The organism is Frankia sp. RB5 (genome assembly GCF_059816245.1).
This window is the reverse complement of the sequence record NZ_JCBATA010000016.1, coordinates 21,943-39,535: the sequence shown is the minus strand read 5'-3', so window position 1 is coordinate 39,535 and position 17,593 is coordinate 21,943. Positions and strand designations below refer to the sequence as shown.

Below are 17,593 nucleotides of genomic sequence, written 5' to 3'. Positions count from 1 at the left end.
CCGAAACGCTGTCGGATCGCCCACACCGGTGCCTGGCCGGGGCGGGCCAGAACCACGACCCGTTCGTCAATGGTGGTCCGGGCGTCGTCCATGACTGGTCCGGGCCGTGTGATCCGTGGTGGATCCGACACGTCCGCGCCGGGTGGTCGTTAGCGTGGCGCTGGTCGTCGGACGGCGCCGGGCGGTGACGGGACGCCGCGGGCGCTTCGGAACGGACGGGGCGGATCGGCCGGTCGGCGCGTTCTGGGATGTTTGCTTCCCTGGACGTGTCATGGTCGTCGGTGGGCGCGGCGCACCGACGGCCAGGGCCGGTGGTGGACGTGGGTCGTCCGCGGGCGCGAGGCGCCCGCGGACGGTGAGGGGAGGTCGGACCGATGTCGGGTACCCGGCGGGCGCGCACGCTCGTGGCCGGTATCCAGTCGTCGCTGGGAGCCGCCCTGGCACTCGCCGATCGGCTGGAGGAACAGGCCGCCGAGCTGGAACGTGGCGCCGCGGCGGGGACCGGGCCGGGCCGGGGGGCGGGATCCGGCGCGACGCCCGGCGCCGGTCCGGGTGACGGCGCCGGCGGGGCGACCGGCGTCGACGCGGAACTCGCCGAGGCGCGCCAGATCGCCCGCGAACAGGCTCGCGGGTTCGCCGGCGCGTCCTGGTCGGCGCCGGACTGGCGCCACGGTCCGTTCGGCGTCGGACCGGTCGGGCCACCGGGCGCCGGGGGAGTGGGGGACCTCACGGGCTCGGGCGACCTCGGCGGGTCGGCGGGGCTCGGCGGGTCGGCGGGGCTCGGCGGGTCGGCGGGGCTCGGTGGATCGGTGGGCCTGGGGAAGAGGACGGCCGGCGCCGGGCGGGCGCGCTACCGGCCGGGGCTGTGGCGGGTCGGCCAGGTGATCATCCCGGGGGGCGAGCCCGACGGGCCGCACGACGCGGTGCCGCTGGCCGTGCCGCTGCTCGATGCCCGCAACCTGCGTATCGAGGTCACCCGCGGGCAGCGGGCGGCCGCTGTCGACCTGGTCCGCGGCCTGCTCACCCGGATCCTGGCCGCGAGCCCCGCCGGGCGCGTCCGGCTCGTCGTCTACGACCCGCACGAGCTCGGCGCCGGGCTCGCCGGCTTCGCGCCGCTGCGTGGTTCGGGGGTCGCCGAGGCCACCATCACCAGCCGCACCCGGTTGGAGGAGCGGCTCGCGGAGCTGTCCACCGAGGTGGGCCGGATCACCGTCGAGCGGCTCGCCGGCCACTTCGACTCGCTGCGCGACCGGGAGGACGCCGGGCGGGGCCGGGCGGAGCCGTGGACGGTGCTGGTGCTGCTTGGTGAGCCGCGCCTGTACGACGAGGGTGCCCGCGCGCTGTCGGCGGTCGCCGCGCAGGGCCCGGCCTGCGGCGTCAACGTCATCTCCATCGTCCAGCGCCCGCTGCCCGAGCCCGGCGGGGCCGGCGACCTCGACGACGAGGAGGGGCCGCCCGACCCGGACGAGACCGACCTCGGTTTCGACGAGGAGACCGACCCGGTGGCGACCCCGCTGCCGAACTCGGTGGTGTTCACGGCCGTGGAGCTGCTCGCCCAGCGGCCGCAGTGGCGCGACGCGCGATCCGGGCAGTGGCGCACCTCGCTGACCGGCCTGCTGGCCGTCGAGCTCGATGAGGCGCCCCCCACCGAGCTGGTGACGAACGTCAGCCGGCAGGTCGCCGACGCCGCGCGGCGCGAGGCGTCGCGCCCGCCGGGCATCGCCGCGCTGCTGCCGCCGGTGCTGTGGGAGTCCGACAGCGCGGGCGGGGTCACCGTGCCGGTCGCCACCGGCGTGGACGGGCCGGTGCGGCTCACCTTCGACGACGACACCGTGCACGCGCTCGTCGGCGGCCAGGCGGGTGCCGGCAAGTCGACGCTGCTGCTCGACATGGTCTACGGCATCGCCGCCCGCTACGCCCCCGACCAGGTCCGCTTCCACCTGCTGGACTTCAAGGAGGGCCTGGAGTTCGCCCAGTTCGCGGGGGGCCCGAGCGACCCGTTCTACCTCCCGCACGCAGACACCGTCGGCATCGAGAGCGACCGTGAGTTCGGCGTCGCGGTGCTGCGCGCGGTGCGCGCCGAGATGCGCCGGCGCTCGGTGGCGATGCGCGCGATCGGCGCCCGGGACCTGCGCGGCCTGCGCACCGCCGACCGCAGCTCCGCCTGGCCGCGGATCATCGTGGTGGTCGACGAGTTCCAGGTGATGCTCACCCCGATGGACGAGATCGCCCGGGAGGGCGTCGCGCTGCTGGAGGTCCTCGCCCGCCAGGGCCGCGCCTACGGCGTGCACCTGCTGCTGGCCAGTCAGACGCTGTCGGGCATCGATGCGCTCGACTCCACCGCCGGCAAGCGCGGCTCCATCTTCGGGCAGTTCGCGCTGCGGGTGGCGCTGCGCACGTCGATCTCCGAGTCCCGGGTGCTGCTGTCCACGGCGAACGAGGCCGCGGGCGCCCTGGCCGGCGTCGGCGAGGCCATCGTGAACCGGCGCAACGGGCATCCCGCGGGCAACGAGCACGTCCGGGTCGTCTACCCGGACCCGGCGGTGCTCGCCGGCCTGCGCGACAGGCTGGCGACGCTCACCGCACGCAGCCTGCCGACGGCGCCGCCGCCGCGGGTGTTCGTCGGCCACGCCCCCGCGATCCTCGACGACAATCCGGTCTACCGGGCGCTGGACGGGCGGCCCGCGCCGCTCGCCGTCGAGTCGGCCCCCGCCGCCGCGCGTGAGCAGCTCGCCGCGGCCGACGGCGGCGACGAGCCGCCCGCCACGATGGGGCCCGCCGGCCTCGCTGACCCCTACGCGCTGGTCGGCGTGCCCGTCGACCTCGCCCCGGCGGCGGTCGGCGTGCGGCTGGCCGCCTCCCCGGGCCGGCATCTGGCCGTGCTCGGGCCGCTGCGCCGGGAGGCGGTCGGCATGGTGCAGGCGGCGGCCGCCAGCGTCGCCGAGCAGGTGGCCCCCGGCGGGCTCGTGGTCGAGATCGTCGCCGCCGAACCGATGGCGGTGGGCGCGGCGGAGATCCTCGCCTCGCGGATCCGCCGCGTCGGGCACCCCGTGCGGGTCGTCGACGTCACCGGGCTGCGCGCGGTGCTCGCCGCCGCCGCCGACGACACCCGCGCCCGGGAGGAGGCGGCGCTCGCCGGCGACGTCGGGCCGCCACCGCCGATGCGCCTCGTCGTGATCTTCGCGATCGACGCCGGGCGGGCCGCGCTGGAGGCACGCGATCCGACCAGCCGCCGCGCCGGGCTCGACGACCTGCGCACGATCACCCGGCGCGGGCCCGCCCAGCGGGTGCATCTGATCGGCTGGTGGCGCGGGGTGTCCCGGATGTCCGAGGACCTCGGGCCGGTCAACCGCGACGACATCGCCGCGTGGGCGGCGGCGGGGGTGCCCGGCAGCGAGCTGTTCGCCCTCGCCGGCCACCGACCGGTCGCCGGTGGCACGACGGCGAACCGGGCTGTGCTGTTCGACCGGCACGCCCAGTCCGAGCCGCGCACGGTGGTGCCGTTCGCGCCGCTGGTCCGCGGGTAGGCGGCGATGATCGGGCAGGATGATCCGCACGACGGCCGGGTCTGGGGCCCGGGACGCCGGAGGGCCGCGGGTGGGCCCGCGGCAGGGGTCGGGGGAGGACGGAGCGCGATCGTGGCGGGAAGTGAGCCGGTGGACACCTCCGAACGGTGGTCGATCGCCGGGTCCTGGCAGCGGACCGAGGCCGGATCGCCCGACCGGGGCGCGATCGTCGCCGCCCCCGAGACCGGGCCGACGATGGGCGGCGGCCTGGTCGATGCGGCGGGCGGCGGCGCGGACCCGGCGGGTGGGCTGGCCGAGGGGGTCGGCGCGGCCCGGTGGCTTCCGGGCGCCGCCGCGGCCGTCCAGCCGGAGCGCGAGCCCGGGGCCGCACGCGAGCCCGCGCTCGGGAGCGTTCCCGCGCTTGGGTCCGTTCCCCCGTTTGGGTCCGTGCCCCCGTTTGGGTCCGTGCCCGAGGCGGCGCCCGTGGCCGAATCCGAGACCGAGCTGGAGAACCCGTACGCCGCGGCGCAGCGCTACCGCGGGCTGCTCGGTGCCTCGGACGTCGCCCGCGCCCGGGCGGGGCGCGACGCCCACCACCGTCGGCAGGGCAACCGTGCCCAGGCACGCCGGCACCGGGAAGCGGCGGCCGACATCCGCAACCGGGTCGACAACGTCTGGGCCCAGGTCGCCGAGCCGCTCGCCCAGTACGGGCTGACCGACCTCGGCCAGCTCCGGCCGGCGGCCGGCGAGCCCGCGCCCGGCGGACCGGTAGCGCTGACGAAGAAGACCGCCGGGCGCCCGGGGCGCCCCGAGGCCATCGCCCGGGGCGGCCTGGGCGGAGCCGGCGGCCGCGGCTCCGGCCGTCCCCTGGCGAGCGCCGGGCGCGGCCGGGAGCTCCCCGACGGCCGCGAGGGCCGGGGTGGCCGGGCGTCACGGGGCACCGGGCGCGCTGCCAGGGGCGGGCGCGGCGCCGGCCTCGGTGACGCGGACGCGTCGGCGGCCGTCGATCCGCGCACGGCGCCCCGGCAGGCCTATGAGCTGTGCCTGGACGCGATGAGCAAGGCCGCCGAGCTGCGCGCGGTGACGAAGGGTGCCGAGTCGGCGTCCGCGGGCCTCGTGACCGCCCTCGCGAGCCTGCTGAGCCTGCTCGTCGTCGGCCTGCTGCGGGTCTTCACCCATGCGCCCGGTATGCCCTGCATCATCGCAGCGGCGGTGCTCGCCGGCGGGCTCGTCGTCGCCGCGGCCGGCGTGGAGGGCGGGGTGAAGCCGGCGCTGCGGGCGGGGGTGCTGGGCGCGGGCATGGCCGCGGTCGCCGTGCTGGCCACGTTCCGTCTCGCGCCGACCGACATGGTCGATGTGGCCGGGGCGCTCGTCTCGCTGGCGGCGGCGGCGCGGTTCGGGCTCGGTCTCGGCGCGCCGGCGCAGCAGCAGGCGGCCGGGGCGCGGGCCGGCGGTTCCAGGAAGGGATGAGGACGGGTGTCAGGCACGATCGCCGACGTCAAGGCGCAGCTCGACGAGGCGTTCCGGCGGACCGAGGAGGTCGCCGGCCAGTTGGAGGGGGCGCTGAGCATGCTCGAGGAGGCGCAGGCGATGGTGATCGCGGCCACCGACGGCAGCGAGCACCGGGCCGTGGAACAACTGACGAGCGCGCTCGTGGAGACACGCGACACATTGCAGATGTCCCTGGCGTCCCTGGGTTCGGCGGTGCAGGAGGTCCGGGACTACCGGGACGGGCTCTGACGGCAGGTCCGTCGCGGCCAGTGCCTGATGATGCGAAACGCGTGACGGCGACTCCCGAATTCAGGGAGGTATCGGTCGCGGAGGGTGTCCGATCGGACGGTCAAGGTGACCAGGTGAAAGTCTGGGTAACAACCGTTTGGGCGCCCTGCAACGCGGTGCATCCGGAACCGGGTCTCACTACAGTCCGGATTGTCCCCGTGCGCCCGGGGCGCTGGCACCACCAAGGGCACCGGACGCCGAGTACCGCCCGTGACCAGGAGGCCGCATCGCCGTGTCGGACTTCATCCCCCTCGACCTGCCACTCGTGCTCCTGTCCAATCGCGGTCCTGTCAGCTTCGACCGGGACACCGCCGGTCGGACCGTCGGCCGGGGTGCCGGCGGGCTCGTCTCAGCCCTGTCCGGGCTCGCCGAACATCTCGACGACGCCGTCTGGGTCTGTGGCGCCGCCAGCGAGGAGGACGCCGCCGTCGCGGCGGAGCACTCGGGCAGCTCCATCCTCGTCCAGACCCACCCGCAGCCCCGCCTGATCGAGGGGGAGGCGGAGGGGCCGGCGATCCGCGTCCGGCTCGTCGTCACCGATCCGAGCGCCTACGCCGACTTCTACAGCGTCTGGTCCAATCCGATCCTGTGGTTCATCCAGCACGGCCTCTACGGGCGGACGCTGTCGCCGGTGCTGACCCGGGCCGAGCACGACGCCTTCGAGAACGGTTACGCCACCGTCAACCGCGCCTACGCCGACGCGGTCGTCGACGAGGTGCGCGCCCGCGGCGGCAAGGCACTCGTCCTGCTGCAGGACTACCACTTCTACCTGGTGGCGGACTGGGTGCGCGAGCAGTGCCCCGACGTCGTGCTCACCCATTTCATCCACATTCCCTGGCCTGGGCCGGACGAGTGGCGCATCCTGCCGGGGGACATCCGGGAGCGGCTGCTGCGCGGCCTGCTTGGTAGCGACGTCGTCGGCTTCCACACCCGCCGTTACGCCCGCAACTTCGTGCTGTGCGCGGCCGAGCTGCTCGGCCTGCCGACCGACCTCGAGCAGCTCACGGTGACGGTCGGCGACCGGCTGGTGCGGGCCCGGTACTACCCGATCTCCGTCGATCCGGCCGCCCTCGACGCCACCCAGGCGTCCGAGGAGGTCGCGGCGCATATCGCGATGCTGCGCTACCTGTTCCTCGACGACGACCGGCAGCTGATCCTGCGGGTCGACCGCACCGACCCGTCCAAGAACGTGGTGCGGGGCTTCCTCGCCTTCGGAACGCTGCTCGACCAGCATCCCGAGCTCGTCGGCAAGGTCAGCTTCCTGGCCCTGCTGCAACCCAGCCGCACCGACGTGCCGGAGTACGCCGACTACATCGCCCTGATCGGCGGCCTGGTGGCCGAGATCAACGCCCGGCACACCAAGGAGGGCCGCCAGCCGATCGACCTGCGGATGGTCGAGGACTTCCCGCTGGCCGTGGCCGCCTACTCGATCTGCGACGTGCTCATCGTCAACGCGATCGCCGACGGGATGAACCTGGTGGCCAAGGAGGTGGCGGTCGTCAACCGGCGCGGCGGGGTGCTCGCCCTGTCGGAGATGGCCGGCGCCCACGAGGAGCTCGGCGAGTTCGCCGTCACCCTGCAGCCGTTCGACGTGCAGCAGATGGCCGACGCGCTCTACACCGCGCTGACCATGCCGATGGAGGAGCGCCACCGGCGCCTGGCCGCCGCCGCCGAGCAGGTGCGCACGCACGACGTGCGGCGCTGGCTCGACGACCAGCTCGTCGACCTGCGCCGCATCGCCGGGTTCATCTGAGCCCGGCGCCCCCGCACGCGAACGGTGACCGAGCCGGTCCGCCCGCGCGACACCGGCCGGACCGCCCGCCCGAGTGGGCCACAGGGCCCGGGCCGGGCGCCTCGCCAGCCGGGAACCCGGCCGCCGATCGCGGGTAGTCTCGCAGCGGGCGCCATGCGGTGGGAGACCGACGCGCCGCCGGCCCGCGGGCCGGCGCAACGGACGAACAGGAGTGGACGTGGCTGAGACCGGTCACCACAAGGCGAACACGGGTTCGTGGCTTGCGGTGCTGCTGATTATCGCGGGCTTCGTCGTCGGGGCCATCGCCCTCCCGCTCGCCTCCACGGCGCTGTGGATCGTGACGGCGGTGCTGGTGGTCGGCGGAGCGGCCATCGCCCTCGCCTCGCGGATCATGGAGCAGGCCTACTGAGCGTGCCGGTGAGCCGAGTCGTCGGGGCCCGCACGTCAGGCGGGCCCACGACGACGCCGCCGGGCGCCGGGTCCCGGCCGGCGGGTGCCGAGGTCTCCGCCCGGTGCCAGTCATGTCCGCTCGCCCGGCCGCCGCTCGCCCGGCCGCCGCTCGCCCGGATGTCGCCCGCCCGCGTCTCAGCCGGCGTCGCCGCCCGCGGCACCGGCCGACTCGCGCAGCTGGCGGGGAGTGACGAACGCGACCAGCCGGGTGGTGTCCTGGCCGAGCTCGGCCCAGCGGGACACGGCGAGGTCCTCGACGGCGAGCGCCGCCGTCGGGAAGGTGGCGATCCGGTGGCGCTCCGGCGGGGCCAGCAGCGCCACAGCCAGCGCGTGGATGCCCGGATTGTGCCCCACCAGCAGGACGCTCGGCACCCCGTCATCGACCTCCTGCAACCGCTCCAGCAGGGCCTGCGGCTCCGCCAGGTACAGCCGGTCCTCGACCAGGACGGGGACGCTCGCCGGTAGCGCCCCGGCGATGCCCTCGACGGTCTGCCTGGTGCGCAGCGCGGCCGAGCAGAGGATCAGGTCGGGCGCGAGACCGGCGTCGGACAGATGGCGGGCGACGAGTTCGCAGCCGCGCCGACCGGCCGCCGACAGCGGGCGGTCCACGTCCGGCGTCGCCCCGTCGGCCCAGTCGGACTTCGCGTGGCGCAGAAGCAGCAGGCGACGCGGCGGCCTCATCGAGGCACTCGCACCGTCGCAGGCCGCCGTGCCCGTGTGTCCGCGTCCGTCACGTCTACTGCCGTCTCCCGGATCTCGACCGTCCCGCGAACCGCGGGCGGTGGCTCGCAGCCTGCCGGGCGGGGGCTGTGCTCGTCAATGGGGAGATCCGGCATCGAGGTGGGTACACCCGCTGCCGTCCGGTGGGACGGATCTGGATATCCGGGTGCGGCAGGTATCCGTCATCACGGCGCTCTGCCACACCTGGATATCCCGGGTGTGTCACGGATACCCGGCGTCACCGGATATCCGTGCCGGTGATCAGCCGGCGATGGAGGCGGAGGAGGGCAGCAGCAGGCGGTCGGCGAACAGCAGGGCGTCTTCGGCGCTGAGGCGGCCGCGGGGGACGACGGAGGACCGCTCGTCCGAGGTCAGCCCACCCCAGACACCGTGCTCCTCCTGGCGGAAGATCGCGGTGGCGAGGCAGGGGCGCTGCACCGGGCACTCGGAGCAGATCTTGCGTGCGCGGGACTCCGCGGCGGCGCGGGCCTTGGTGTTACGGCCGTCCGGCGGGAAGAAGGCGTCCGGGTCGCCGTCACGGCACGCGGCGTCCTGGCGCCAGTACGCGGGCCAGCCGGCGCCGAAGGGCTGCGGAGGCAGATCGCGGCCGGGAAGGACGGGTACGCCGGCGCTCATCGTGCGCCGCCACAGTGGCACGAGGACCGGAAGCCGAGTGAGGCGACACTTCGGGCAAAAGGCACATTGAGCTGACTGGGCATACCGTCTCCTGCTGACGTTGCAAAGGCGGACACGTTTGCTGTGCAGACCGCCAAATCCGGCGTAACGCACACCCAGACAGGCAGGTCAACCGCGGTGAGGCGAGATGCCACCGGAAGGTCCCGAGGGAATCCGCCGCCGGCGCCATTTACCTGGCATACCGGGGGCGGCCTCGCCCGGAAACGATCCCGTCTCGCCTCGTTAACCGAGGAACGTAGACGCCTCTCGACCGGATAGCAAGGGTTCCGGAACGCGAACGTCCGGAGCCACTTGAGACTCGTTCGAGGGCGCGCGGCGACCGGGTGAGGTGACCCGGCGCGACCGTTTCGCGATCTTGGGCGGCGGGCGGCGGGCGGTGTGCGGTGGCCCACAGGTGTGCCCGGAATCGCTGTTGGGCAGCGGAAACGAGCATCCAAAAGATCGCTGTCGACTGTCCGACAGGTCGCGCGGGTGCACCGGCGGGGAGGCCCGGAATGGGGGTGCAAGCTGCGTCTCAGCCTGGTTGCGGGCACGTGTCGGGCGCGCGCGGCGGCGGCCATCTGGCACTTTTGGGTCGATTTGTGCCATGAAGTGTGCCGAGAACCACACCCGATCGCTTTGCTGGTGCAAGCGCGTTGCGCCCCGTTCGGGGTAGCGGCTTCAGGCTGTCAACCGACCTCGCGGCGCTGGCCGGGCCGGCGCGGGTCGGGATGGGGGAGTTGTGTTTCTGGTCACCCCGTGGTGGGCAGCCCGGCGGCGGCCCACGCGTGGTAACCGCCGATGACGTCGGTGGCACGGTGCAGGCCGAGCTGGCGCAGCGCGTCCGCGGCGAGGCTCGACGTGTAGCCCTCGGAGCAGATCACGATGACCTGAAGATCGTCGCTTGTCGCGAACGGCAGCCGCGCGTCGCTCGTGGGGTCGAACCGCCATTCCAGGACGTTGCGCTCGACGATCACGGCGCCGGGAATCTCGCCCTCCGCGGCCCGCTGGGCCGCCGGCCGGATGTCCACGAGCACGCCGCCGGCCTCGGCCAGCGCGTGTGCCGCCTCGGCCGGTTCCAGCCGGCGCAGACGGGACCGGGCGGCGGCGAGCATCGCGTCGATCCGGCTCCCGCCGCCCTGCGGCTGGTCCCTGCCCTGCGGCTGGTCTCGGCCCGGCCCCGCGCAGGCGCCGCTCATCGTGCCGCCGCGCCCGCCGCGACCGTCTCGGCGCGGCTCGGGTCGATCAGGGCGGTGGGCTGGGACCCGATGATGCCGGCCGTCGCGGTGGCGTCGCCAGCGCTCGGCCCGTACCGGAGCGGCAGCTCGGGCGGGGAGTAGGCGTGGATCGTCGTGGCCGGCGTCAGCCCTCGGTTGGCCACCCGGTGGATATGCGCGGCACCGAAGCCGACTGTGGCGCCGCCGCGGTGCTCGCGCACCCGGGTGAGCCGCCACCGTCGATCATACTGGTCCTCCTCGACGGACCCGTCGGCGACGGCCAGCGCGCCGAGGGCCCCACCGTGGTCGTGCACCTCGGTCTGCTGCCCCGGATACCACCCGATCAACCACACCTCGACCGACGCGGACAGGAGCAGGCGGGTGTACCACCGGCGGTCCGCGTGGTGGCGGATCACCGGGCGCCAGACCTCGGGCGCCGCGGCCAGCGTGGACGCCAGCCGGCGCAGGGCGGTCAGGCCCAGGCGTTCCGGCTCGTCGCTGAGGCACTCGGCCGGCAGGTACGGCGCGGGGCGCGGGACCGTTCCGGCGACGAGCAGCGCCGGATGCAGCAGAGGCACGAGGACTCCCAGATAGACGGTCGGAACGACACGGCAGGGTGGGACGGGGCCGAGCGGCCCGGGGGCAGGTCCGGGCTGGTGACCGCTGGCACCGGCGTGGGCGGCGTCGTCGGCGGTGGGCGCCGGACGGCTCGGCGCTCGCCTGCCGCCGGCTCAGTCGCGCCCGCCGGCGCGGGCGGGTGAGCGTCGCCGGCCGCGGCGGGATCCACGCGCCTGGCCGGGCTGCCCCGGGACACGGATCCGCGCGGCGGCGTGGGCATCGGCTGGGCCTTCGCCGACCAACGCGGGCGATCTTCCGGCGCGGCCCCGGCGCACCCGACGGGTAGCCCCGGCGGTGGCTCGAAAGGACCGGTCCGCGAGCCGTTCCCGGCGCCTCTACCGACCGGAGCCGCTCACCGTCCGTAGCTCTCGGGACGGCCATGGTGCGACACGGACATAGAGAGGAGGGGCGGGACGATCACGACGGACGATCACCCGGGAAGGTGCGGGCGCGGGGCGGGAACGGCGCGGAGCCGCCGGCGGCGCCTCAGGCCCGGCCGGTACAGGCCGCGCTGGCGATCCGGCCCAGATCCGTCACGCGATCGCGGTGCAGGAGGAGGCGGGGCGCTGCCATGCCCCCACCTTACGTGGCCCGGATCGCGGGCGGGGAGTGACGCGCGGCGTTGACGCACGATCGGCGGTGCGTGGTCAGCGTGCTCCCCGGGGTGATTCCGGTGGATATCCTGCGGGGCAGAGCGAACCACCGCGGTCGGCCTTCCTCCGCGCCAGGTGGGCGGTCGGGGGAGCGAGGGGATGTCGTGCGCGAGGACGGGCGAGCCGCCCGATGACGGATGGCTGAGACGCCCGCCGGCGGGCGGACCGGGCCCCCGGCGGGCGATGACCGGTCGCGGCTGGACGGTCTGCTCGGCGGGATCGTCGAGATCGCGCAGGAGCGCAGTCTTCCGGTGACGTTGTGCCGTGTCGTCGAGGCCGCCATCCGGCTGGTCGGCGCCGAGGGGGGCGCCCTGGGCCTGCTGGGCGAGGCGGGCGAGGTCGCCGAGGTCTTCCCGGCCGACGCCGCCGACGCCGCCGACGCCGCCGAGGCCGGCGACGCCGCCGACGGCGCGGGGGCGCTGCTAGGGCTGCTGCCGATGGGGCGTGGCCTGGTCGCAGAGAGCCTGCGTGATCGGTGCCCGCCGCGTCTCGCCGCCGACAGCGCGTTCCTGCATGTGCCGATCGCGGTGCGCGGGGAGGTGTTCGGCGCGCTGCTGCTGGTCGGCAGGGGCAGCAGCGGCGCGTTCACCGCGCCCGACGAGGCGCTCGTCGGCGCGCTCGCCGCCGCCGCCGGGTTCGCCATCGGCCACACCCGGCTCTACGAGGCGACCCGGCGCCGCCAGGCGTGGCTGCACGCGAGCGCCGAGATCACGACGGCACTGCTGTCCGTCGCGGATCCGCAGGAGGCACTCGGCCTGGTCGCGCGTCGCGCCCGGCAGGTGACCGCGGCCCGCCTCGCGGTGATCCTCGTGCCAGACGTCGAGGACGTCGAGGGCCTGGTGGTGGGCGTGGTCGACGGGGAGGGTGAGGAGCGGCTGCGCGGGCGGATCCTGCGCCACGAGGCGCGGCTGCTCGACGCGATGCGCACCGGCCGGGCGGCGCTGGTGGGGGCGGACCGCGGCCCGCTGTTCGATGCCGGCACGCCGGATCCGCCGGCCGAGCACGGCATGGTGGTGCCGCTGATGGCGGGCGGGCGGACGCTGGGCATCCTCGTGCTGGGCACGGAGGGCTCGGCGGTGCCGTTCAGCGGGCCTGACCTGGAGATGGCGGCGGCGTTCGCCGGCCAGGCGGCGCTGTCCCTGGAGCTCGCCCGCATCCATCGGGACCGGGAGCGGCTCGCGGTCTTCGAGGAACGTGACCGGATCGCCCGCGACCTGCACGACGTCGTGATCCAGCGGCTGTTCGCGACCGGCCTGCAGCTGCAGAGCCTGGCCCGGTCGGTGGACGGCCCGGCCACCGCCCGGCTGCATATCGCGGCCGACGAGCTCGACCAGACTATCGCGGACATCCGGCAGACGATCTTCTCGCTGACGTTGGTGGACGACGAGGGGGGCGATCTCGCCGGGGAGATCCGGGCGATCGTCGCGCAGACCGAACGGGCGCTGGGTATCACGCCGCAGATCCGGGTCGACGGACCGATCGAGCGCCGGGTGCCGGCGTCGATACGCCCGCACATGCTGGCGGCGCTGCGCGAGGCGCTGTCGAACATCGCCCGGCACGCCCGGGCCACCCGCATCGACGTGCTGTTGCGGGTGACCGGTGTCGACGTGCTCGTCGAGGTCCGGGACGACGGCTGCGGTCCGGGCGGCGCCTCGCGCAGCAGCGGGCTGGCGAACCTGCGCCGACGCGCTGTCGACCTCGGCGGCCGGATGGGCTTCGGCCCGGGTGAGAGCGGTATCGGCACGACCGTGACCTGGCAGGTCCCGCTCATCACCCCACCCGCGGCGCTGCGCGTGGTGCCCTCGCTCGAGGGGTTTCCGCCGCGGTGAGATCCCTCCCACGGCGGAAACCCCAGGTATGCGGTTTTTCCCGGTGGGCGCGGGGTGGCGCCCGCATCCTCAGGTGGTGTTGAGCCGGGTGGCGAAGACGGCGGCCTGGGTGCGGCTTTCCAGGCCGAGCTTCGCCAGCATGCTGGAGACGTAGTTCTTCACGGTCTTCTCGGCGAGGAACATGCGATTGGCGATCTGCCGGTTCGTGAGCCCCTCGGCGATGAGGCGCAGGATTCGCCGCTCCTGGTCGGTGAGCCCGGCGAGTCGCTCATCCTCAACCGGTCCCTCCCGCAGGCGCACCAGCACCCGTGGGGTCACCGCCGGGTCGAGCAGGGACTTGCCGGCGGCCACCTGGCGCACGGCGTCCACGAGCGCGGTGCCCCGGATCTGCTTGAGGACATAGCCCGCCGCGCCCGCCATGATCGCGGTGAACAACGCCTCCTCGTCGTCGAAGGAGGTGAGGATGAGGCAGGCGATGTGGGGATCGGCCGAGCGCACCTGCCGGCACACCTCGATGCCGCTGCCGTCCTCGAGCCGTGCGTCGAGGACAGCGACGTTGGGGCGCAACGCCATGATCTGCCGCAGTGCCTCGTCGGCGCGGCCGGCCTCGCCGACCACCTCGACGTCGGAGACCTCGGCGAGGAGGTCTCGCAGGCCGCGACGTACCACCTCATGGTCGTCGAGAAGGAAGACCCTGATGGATCCGGTGGCGGGCGCGGAGACCGCCGCGCTGCCGGCGCCGGACCCGTCCGCCAGTTCGTCTGACACCGTTGACTCCGCCCGACCTCGCTGTCGTAAGAAGACCGTCGCTGTATGTCACGTCCGGCAAGCAGAATATAACGCTCTCTGGCCACCGCCCAGGTTGGCTTGGCCGAACGGGCGAAGCGACGTGCAACGCGGGAATCGCGCCGACGGGGTCGCGCTGGCCGTCTGCGGGTGCCATCCGGAACGGGTGGCCGGAAGGCCGGCACCGACGGAGAGACAGCTCTGGCAATCCAACAACCGCTATGTGTAGTTCCCCGATATGATCGCACTCTGAATGTGATGCGGTAGAACCCGCATCGCGCCGCCGGCCACCGGCCGGGCGACCAGAGGGTCGAGGGGCACGCGCGGTGCCCGACTGGGTGCCCGCGTGCGTGCGTGTCGCCGTGATCGCCGCGCCGGACGGCTACTGCTCGGCGTGCATCAATGATGTCCGAGTTGACGCCAGTTTGCGACGCTATGTCGCCAGTGTGTCGAAACACACCCCGATGCGGAGCGCGCCGGACCCGTCCGTCAGAATGCGGTCCTCGTTCGCGGCCGGTGTCCAGGCCGTCCATCTCGGAGGTGGGCGCAGGCGCCGCCGGTCGTCGGCGCGATCGTCCCGCCCATGACGCAACGGCGCCGGGCGCGGGGCGGACGGCCGCATCGGTGCGCTCGCCGGGCATCCGGCGCGGACGGGAGCCCCGACGGTGCGATGCCGCCGGGTCAGCGCCCGACTTGTGTGACGCCGACAGCGTGAAGGACCGACACCGTGAACGAAAGGACGTGCGTCCGTGCGATGGGGTAAGAGCGACGACCCGGTGCCCATGACGGTCGAAGCGAGGATCGCGACACTGCTTGCGGCGCAGATCGAGGCCAGCCCGGCGGCTGACGGCAGGGTGAGCCGATCCTGGTCCCTGGCCGGGAGCGTGGACGACGCCGCGACGGTCACGTACCGGGTCTCGGCGACGGTCACCCGGCACGTCCCGGCCGGCCCGGGTGAGGCCGTCGACGGGGCCAGTCCGGCGCCCGTGGCCGGCCTGGCCGGCGACACCGCCGCGGGGGCCGACACCGCCGCGGGGGCCGAGCCCGCCGCGGTGGTGGACCTGACCCTGTCCTACGAGCAGCTCGCGCGCTTCCGCGACGCCCTGGGCGCCGACGGCTACGTCGTCACCGACGTCTTCGAGGGCTGGCGCACCGTGGCTCTCGAGGTCACGCCCGCCGTGCCCGCCTCGGCCGCTCCCACGACCCGCCGTGGCCGCAAGGCCGCCGCCGCGGCCGAGCCGGCAACGGCCGGCGCCGAGCCCGAGGCGGCTTCCGGCGAGGCCGCGCCGGAGACCGCGGACGGGCCCGAGCAGCCCGCCGAGTCCGCGCCGAGCGCCGAGCCGCTGTCCGGCGCCGAGCCGCCGGCCGAGGCGTCGACTGAGCCCGCCGAGCCCGCGGCCCCCGCGTCGCTCGCCGGGCCGGCTGACGAGGAGACGCCCGCCGCCGGGCCCGGTGTGACCACCGCCTCCGCAACGGCGCCCACCGACGGCGCGACCGTCGAGGCTGTGGCGACCGAGGAGCCTGTGGCGACCGACGGGGACTCCGCGCAGGCCCGCCAGGACGACGCGCCGACCCCCACCGCGGAGCCCGCCGACGAGCGGCCCGCCGCGGAGCAGCCCGCGACCGGCGCCGAGCTCGTCGCCGCTGCCGAGCCGACCGCGGCGGAGCAGACGGCGGCGGCCGAGCCCAAGGAGGGGGCGGCCGGCTCCGAGCCCGCCACGGACACGTCCGCGGAGCAGGCCGGGGACGTCGTGGCGCAGCGCGACCCGGCGGAGGAGGAAGCCGCGCAGGAGAAGGAGAAGGACGAGGGCACCACCTCGCAGCGGCGGGGACGCAGGCGCCGCGGCGACGGCGACGTCTCCCGGCCGCGAACCCGCCGCGGGCTGCTGGGCCGGCGCCGTCCGGTCGAGGCGGCCGCCGCCGCGGCGACACCGGCCGCCGCGACCACGACCGCCGAGACCGCCGGTGACGACGCGCCGGCCGCCGACACCACCGGCGCGGCGAGCGAGAACACCGCGCCCTGATCGTCGGCCGGTCCCGGCCCCGAGCCGCCGGTCGGGGACCGGGACCGGGACCGGCGGCTCGGGGCCGCGGCCGACGCAGGCGCGCCCGCGGACCGCCGTGTGCCCGCGGACCGCCGTGTGCCCGCCGACCGCCGTGTGCCCGCCGACCGCCGTGTGCCCGTGCGTCACGACCATGGAACAACCGTAGGACGGGCAGCCCAGATTGTCGAACGCATGTTCGTTGCCTGTGGATGGCCCGCCCGTGACGCCGGCCGGCGACCGCCGGGTCGAGGCGCCGTCCGCGGAGAGGGGTGGCGAAGGGTTCAGCCGGGGGTGGTGTTTGGCAGGCAGCGGCGCCCGCACAGGGCCGCGAGGCCGGCGAGCAGGCCCGCCGCGGCCGGGACGAGGAAGCCGAGCCGGGCGCCGCCGCCGTCGACCAGGTGGCCGGCGACCGGCGCGCCCAGAGCGACGCCGCTGGCCACGGCCATGGTGAGCCAGGCGAAACCCTCGGTGCGTGACCGCGGCGGGACGAGTCGCTCCATCGTCGCGTTCGCACTGATCATCGTCGGGGCGGCGGTCGCGCCGGCGAGGACGGCCAGCGGGATCATCGCCCACACGGTGACGCCGGCGAGGGGCAGCGCGAACCCGGCCGCGAGCAGTGCCACCGCCCGCAGCAGCCGGGCCCGCGGTGGGCGGTGGGACGCGCGGGCACCGTGGAGCAGGCCGGCCACCCCCGAGCCGGTGGCGAACAGGCCCAGCAGCAGCCCCCCGACGGCGGCCAGCCCCTGCTCCCGGGCGAAGGCGACCATGGAGACGTCGACGCCGCCGAACCCGACCCCGATCGCGAAGACGATCGCGACGAGCACCCGCGCGGCCGGCTGTCGCATGATCCGTACCGGTGGGCTCGCGGCCGGCGGCCGCGGGCCTGGATCGGTGTCGCGCTGCGCGGCGAGCCCGGCGGCCCCGATCATCAGCAGCATCGTCGAGGCGATCAGCCCCCCGGCCGGCGCCACCAGCGTGACCAGTGCCGTCACCAGGGTGGGCCCGACGACGAACACCAGCTCGTCGATCGCCGCCTCCAGCGCGAAGGCGCTCGGCAGCAGCGGTGAGCCCGCCAGCAGCATGCTCCACCGGGCCCGTGCGCAGCTGCCGACGGGCGGCAGGCACGCGCCGGCGATCGCGGCCGCGGCGAACCACAGCGGCCGCGGCAGGCCCGCCCAGACGGCCACCAGCAGCGCGGCCACCCCGAGCAGGTGGCCGACGAGCGCGACGAGCAGCACTGGGGCCTGACCGCGACGGTCCAGCAGCCGGCCCACCCCGGGGGCGCAGACGGCCTCGCTGATCGCGGTGGCCGCCGCGACCGCGCCACCGAGCGCGTACGAGCCGGAACGGTCCTGGACGAACAGCACGGTGCCCAGCGCGTGCATGGACAGGGGCAGCCGCCCGACGATGGAGGCCGGAATGAACCGCCGGACGCCGGGTGTCGCGAGCGTCCGCCGGTAACGGCCCGCCCGCGCCGGCACGGCGGGCGCGGCCGGTGCTCCCGCGGGCGTGGCGGACGCCGTCGCGGCCGATGCGGCCGGCGGGGCCGATGGGACCGACGT

13 protein-coding genes are annotated in these 17,593 nt (G+C 75.3%); 7 read left to right on the top strand and 6 right to left on the bottom strand.

The window, feature by feature from the left end; translation table 11 throughout:
• Positions 1 to 374 precede the first annotated feature (374 nt).
• From AC6EXY_RS10580 to AC6EXY_RS10560, 5 genes are all read left to right on the top strand, one after another.
• Positions 375 to 3,527 (top strand): FtsK/SpoIIIE domain-containing protein, encoded by a 3,153-nt coding sequence (locus tag AC6EXY_RS10580; protein ID WP_499817813.1) that lies wholly within the window; start codon positions 375 to 377, stop codon positions 3,525 to 3,527.
• Between the two features lie 111 nt (positions 3,528 to 3,638).
• A complete protein-coding gene (locus AC6EXY_RS10575) occupies positions 3,639 to 4,976 on the top strand; it encodes a hypothetical protein (protein WP_499817814.1) in 1,338 nt (445 codons plus the stop codon).
• Positions 4,977 to 4,982: 6 nt separating this feature from the next.
• Entirely contained in the window at positions 4,983 to 5,246 is a 264-nt protein-coding gene (locus AC6EXY_RS10570) for a hypothetical protein (protein ID WP_101834421.1), read from the top strand.
• Between the two features lie 271 nt (positions 5,247 to 5,517).
• Positions 5,518 to 7,038, top strand: a complete 1,521-nt coding sequence (locus AC6EXY_RS10565; RefSeq protein ID WP_101834419.1) for an alpha,alpha-trehalose-phosphate synthase (UDP-forming) — start codon at positions 5,518 to 5,520, stop codon at positions 7,036 to 7,038.
• Positions 7,039 to 7,255: 217 nt separating this feature from the next.
• Positions 7,256 to 7,447 (top strand): hypothetical protein, encoded by a 192-nt coding sequence (locus AC6EXY_RS10560; protein ID WP_423748154.1) that lies wholly within the window; start codon positions 7,256 to 7,258, stop codon positions 7,445 to 7,447.
• A 176-nt stretch (positions 7,448 to 7,623) separates the two neighbouring features.
• Here AC6EXY_RS10560 and AC6EXY_RS10555 read toward each other — a convergent pair whose 3' ends face one another.
• The 4 genes from AC6EXY_RS10555 to AC6EXY_RS10540 form a co-directional block, all read right to left on the bottom strand.
• Complete coding sequence (locus tag AC6EXY_RS10555; RefSeq protein ID WP_101834416.1) at positions 7,624 to 8,169, bottom strand: SixA phosphatase family protein; 546 nt, start codon at positions 8,167 to 8,169, stop codon at positions 7,624 to 7,626.
• A gap of 300 nt (positions 8,170 to 8,469) precedes the next feature.
• Positions 8,470 to 8,844 (bottom strand): WhiB family transcriptional regulator, encoded by a 375-nt coding sequence (locus AC6EXY_RS10550; protein WP_101834439.1) that lies wholly within the window; start codon positions 8,842 to 8,844, stop codon positions 8,470 to 8,472.
• Between the two features lie 791 nt (positions 8,845 to 9,635).
• Positions 9,636 to 9,998, bottom strand: coding sequence for a rhodanese-like domain-containing protein (locus tag AC6EXY_RS10545; RefSeq protein ID WP_101834437.1), 363 nt, complete (start codon positions 9,996 to 9,998; stop codon positions 9,636 to 9,638).
• 80 nt (positions 9,999 to 10,078) lie between these two features.
• Entirely contained in the window at positions 10,079 to 10,678 is a 600-nt protein-coding gene (locus AC6EXY_RS10540; RefSeq protein ID WP_101834414.1) for a cysteine dioxygenase, read from the bottom strand.
• A gap of 830 nt (positions 10,679 to 11,508) precedes the next feature.
• Between AC6EXY_RS10540 and AC6EXY_RS10535 the strand changes: the two genes are divergently transcribed.
• Entirely contained in the window at positions 11,509 to 13,200 is a 1,692-nt protein-coding gene (locus AC6EXY_RS10535) for a GAF domain-containing sensor histidine kinase (protein ID WP_499817815.1), read from the top strand.
• A gap of 69 nt (positions 13,201 to 13,269) precedes the next feature.
• Here the strand turns inward: AC6EXY_RS10535 and AC6EXY_RS10530 are convergent, their stop codons facing one another.
• Positions 13,270 to 13,968, bottom strand: coding sequence for a response regulator (locus AC6EXY_RS10530; protein WP_480014759.1), 699 nt, complete (start codon positions 13,966 to 13,968; stop codon positions 13,270 to 13,272).
• 800 nt (positions 13,969 to 14,768) lie between these two features.
• Between AC6EXY_RS10530 and AC6EXY_RS10525 the strand changes: the two genes are divergently transcribed.
• Positions 14,769 to 16,010: a hypothetical protein gene (locus AC6EXY_RS10525; protein ID WP_499842332.1), complete on the top strand. Its 1,242-nt coding sequence runs from the start codon at positions 14,769 to 14,771 to the stop codon at positions 16,008 to 16,010.
• Between the two features lie 302 nt (positions 16,011 to 16,312).
• Here AC6EXY_RS10525 and AC6EXY_RS10520 read toward each other — a convergent pair whose 3' ends face one another.
• A complete protein-coding gene (locus tag AC6EXY_RS10520) occupies positions 16,313 to 17,512 on the bottom strand; it encodes an MFS transporter (RefSeq protein WP_243407986.1) in 1,200 nt (399 codons plus the stop codon).
• Positions 17,513 to 17,593 lie beyond the last annotated feature (81 nt).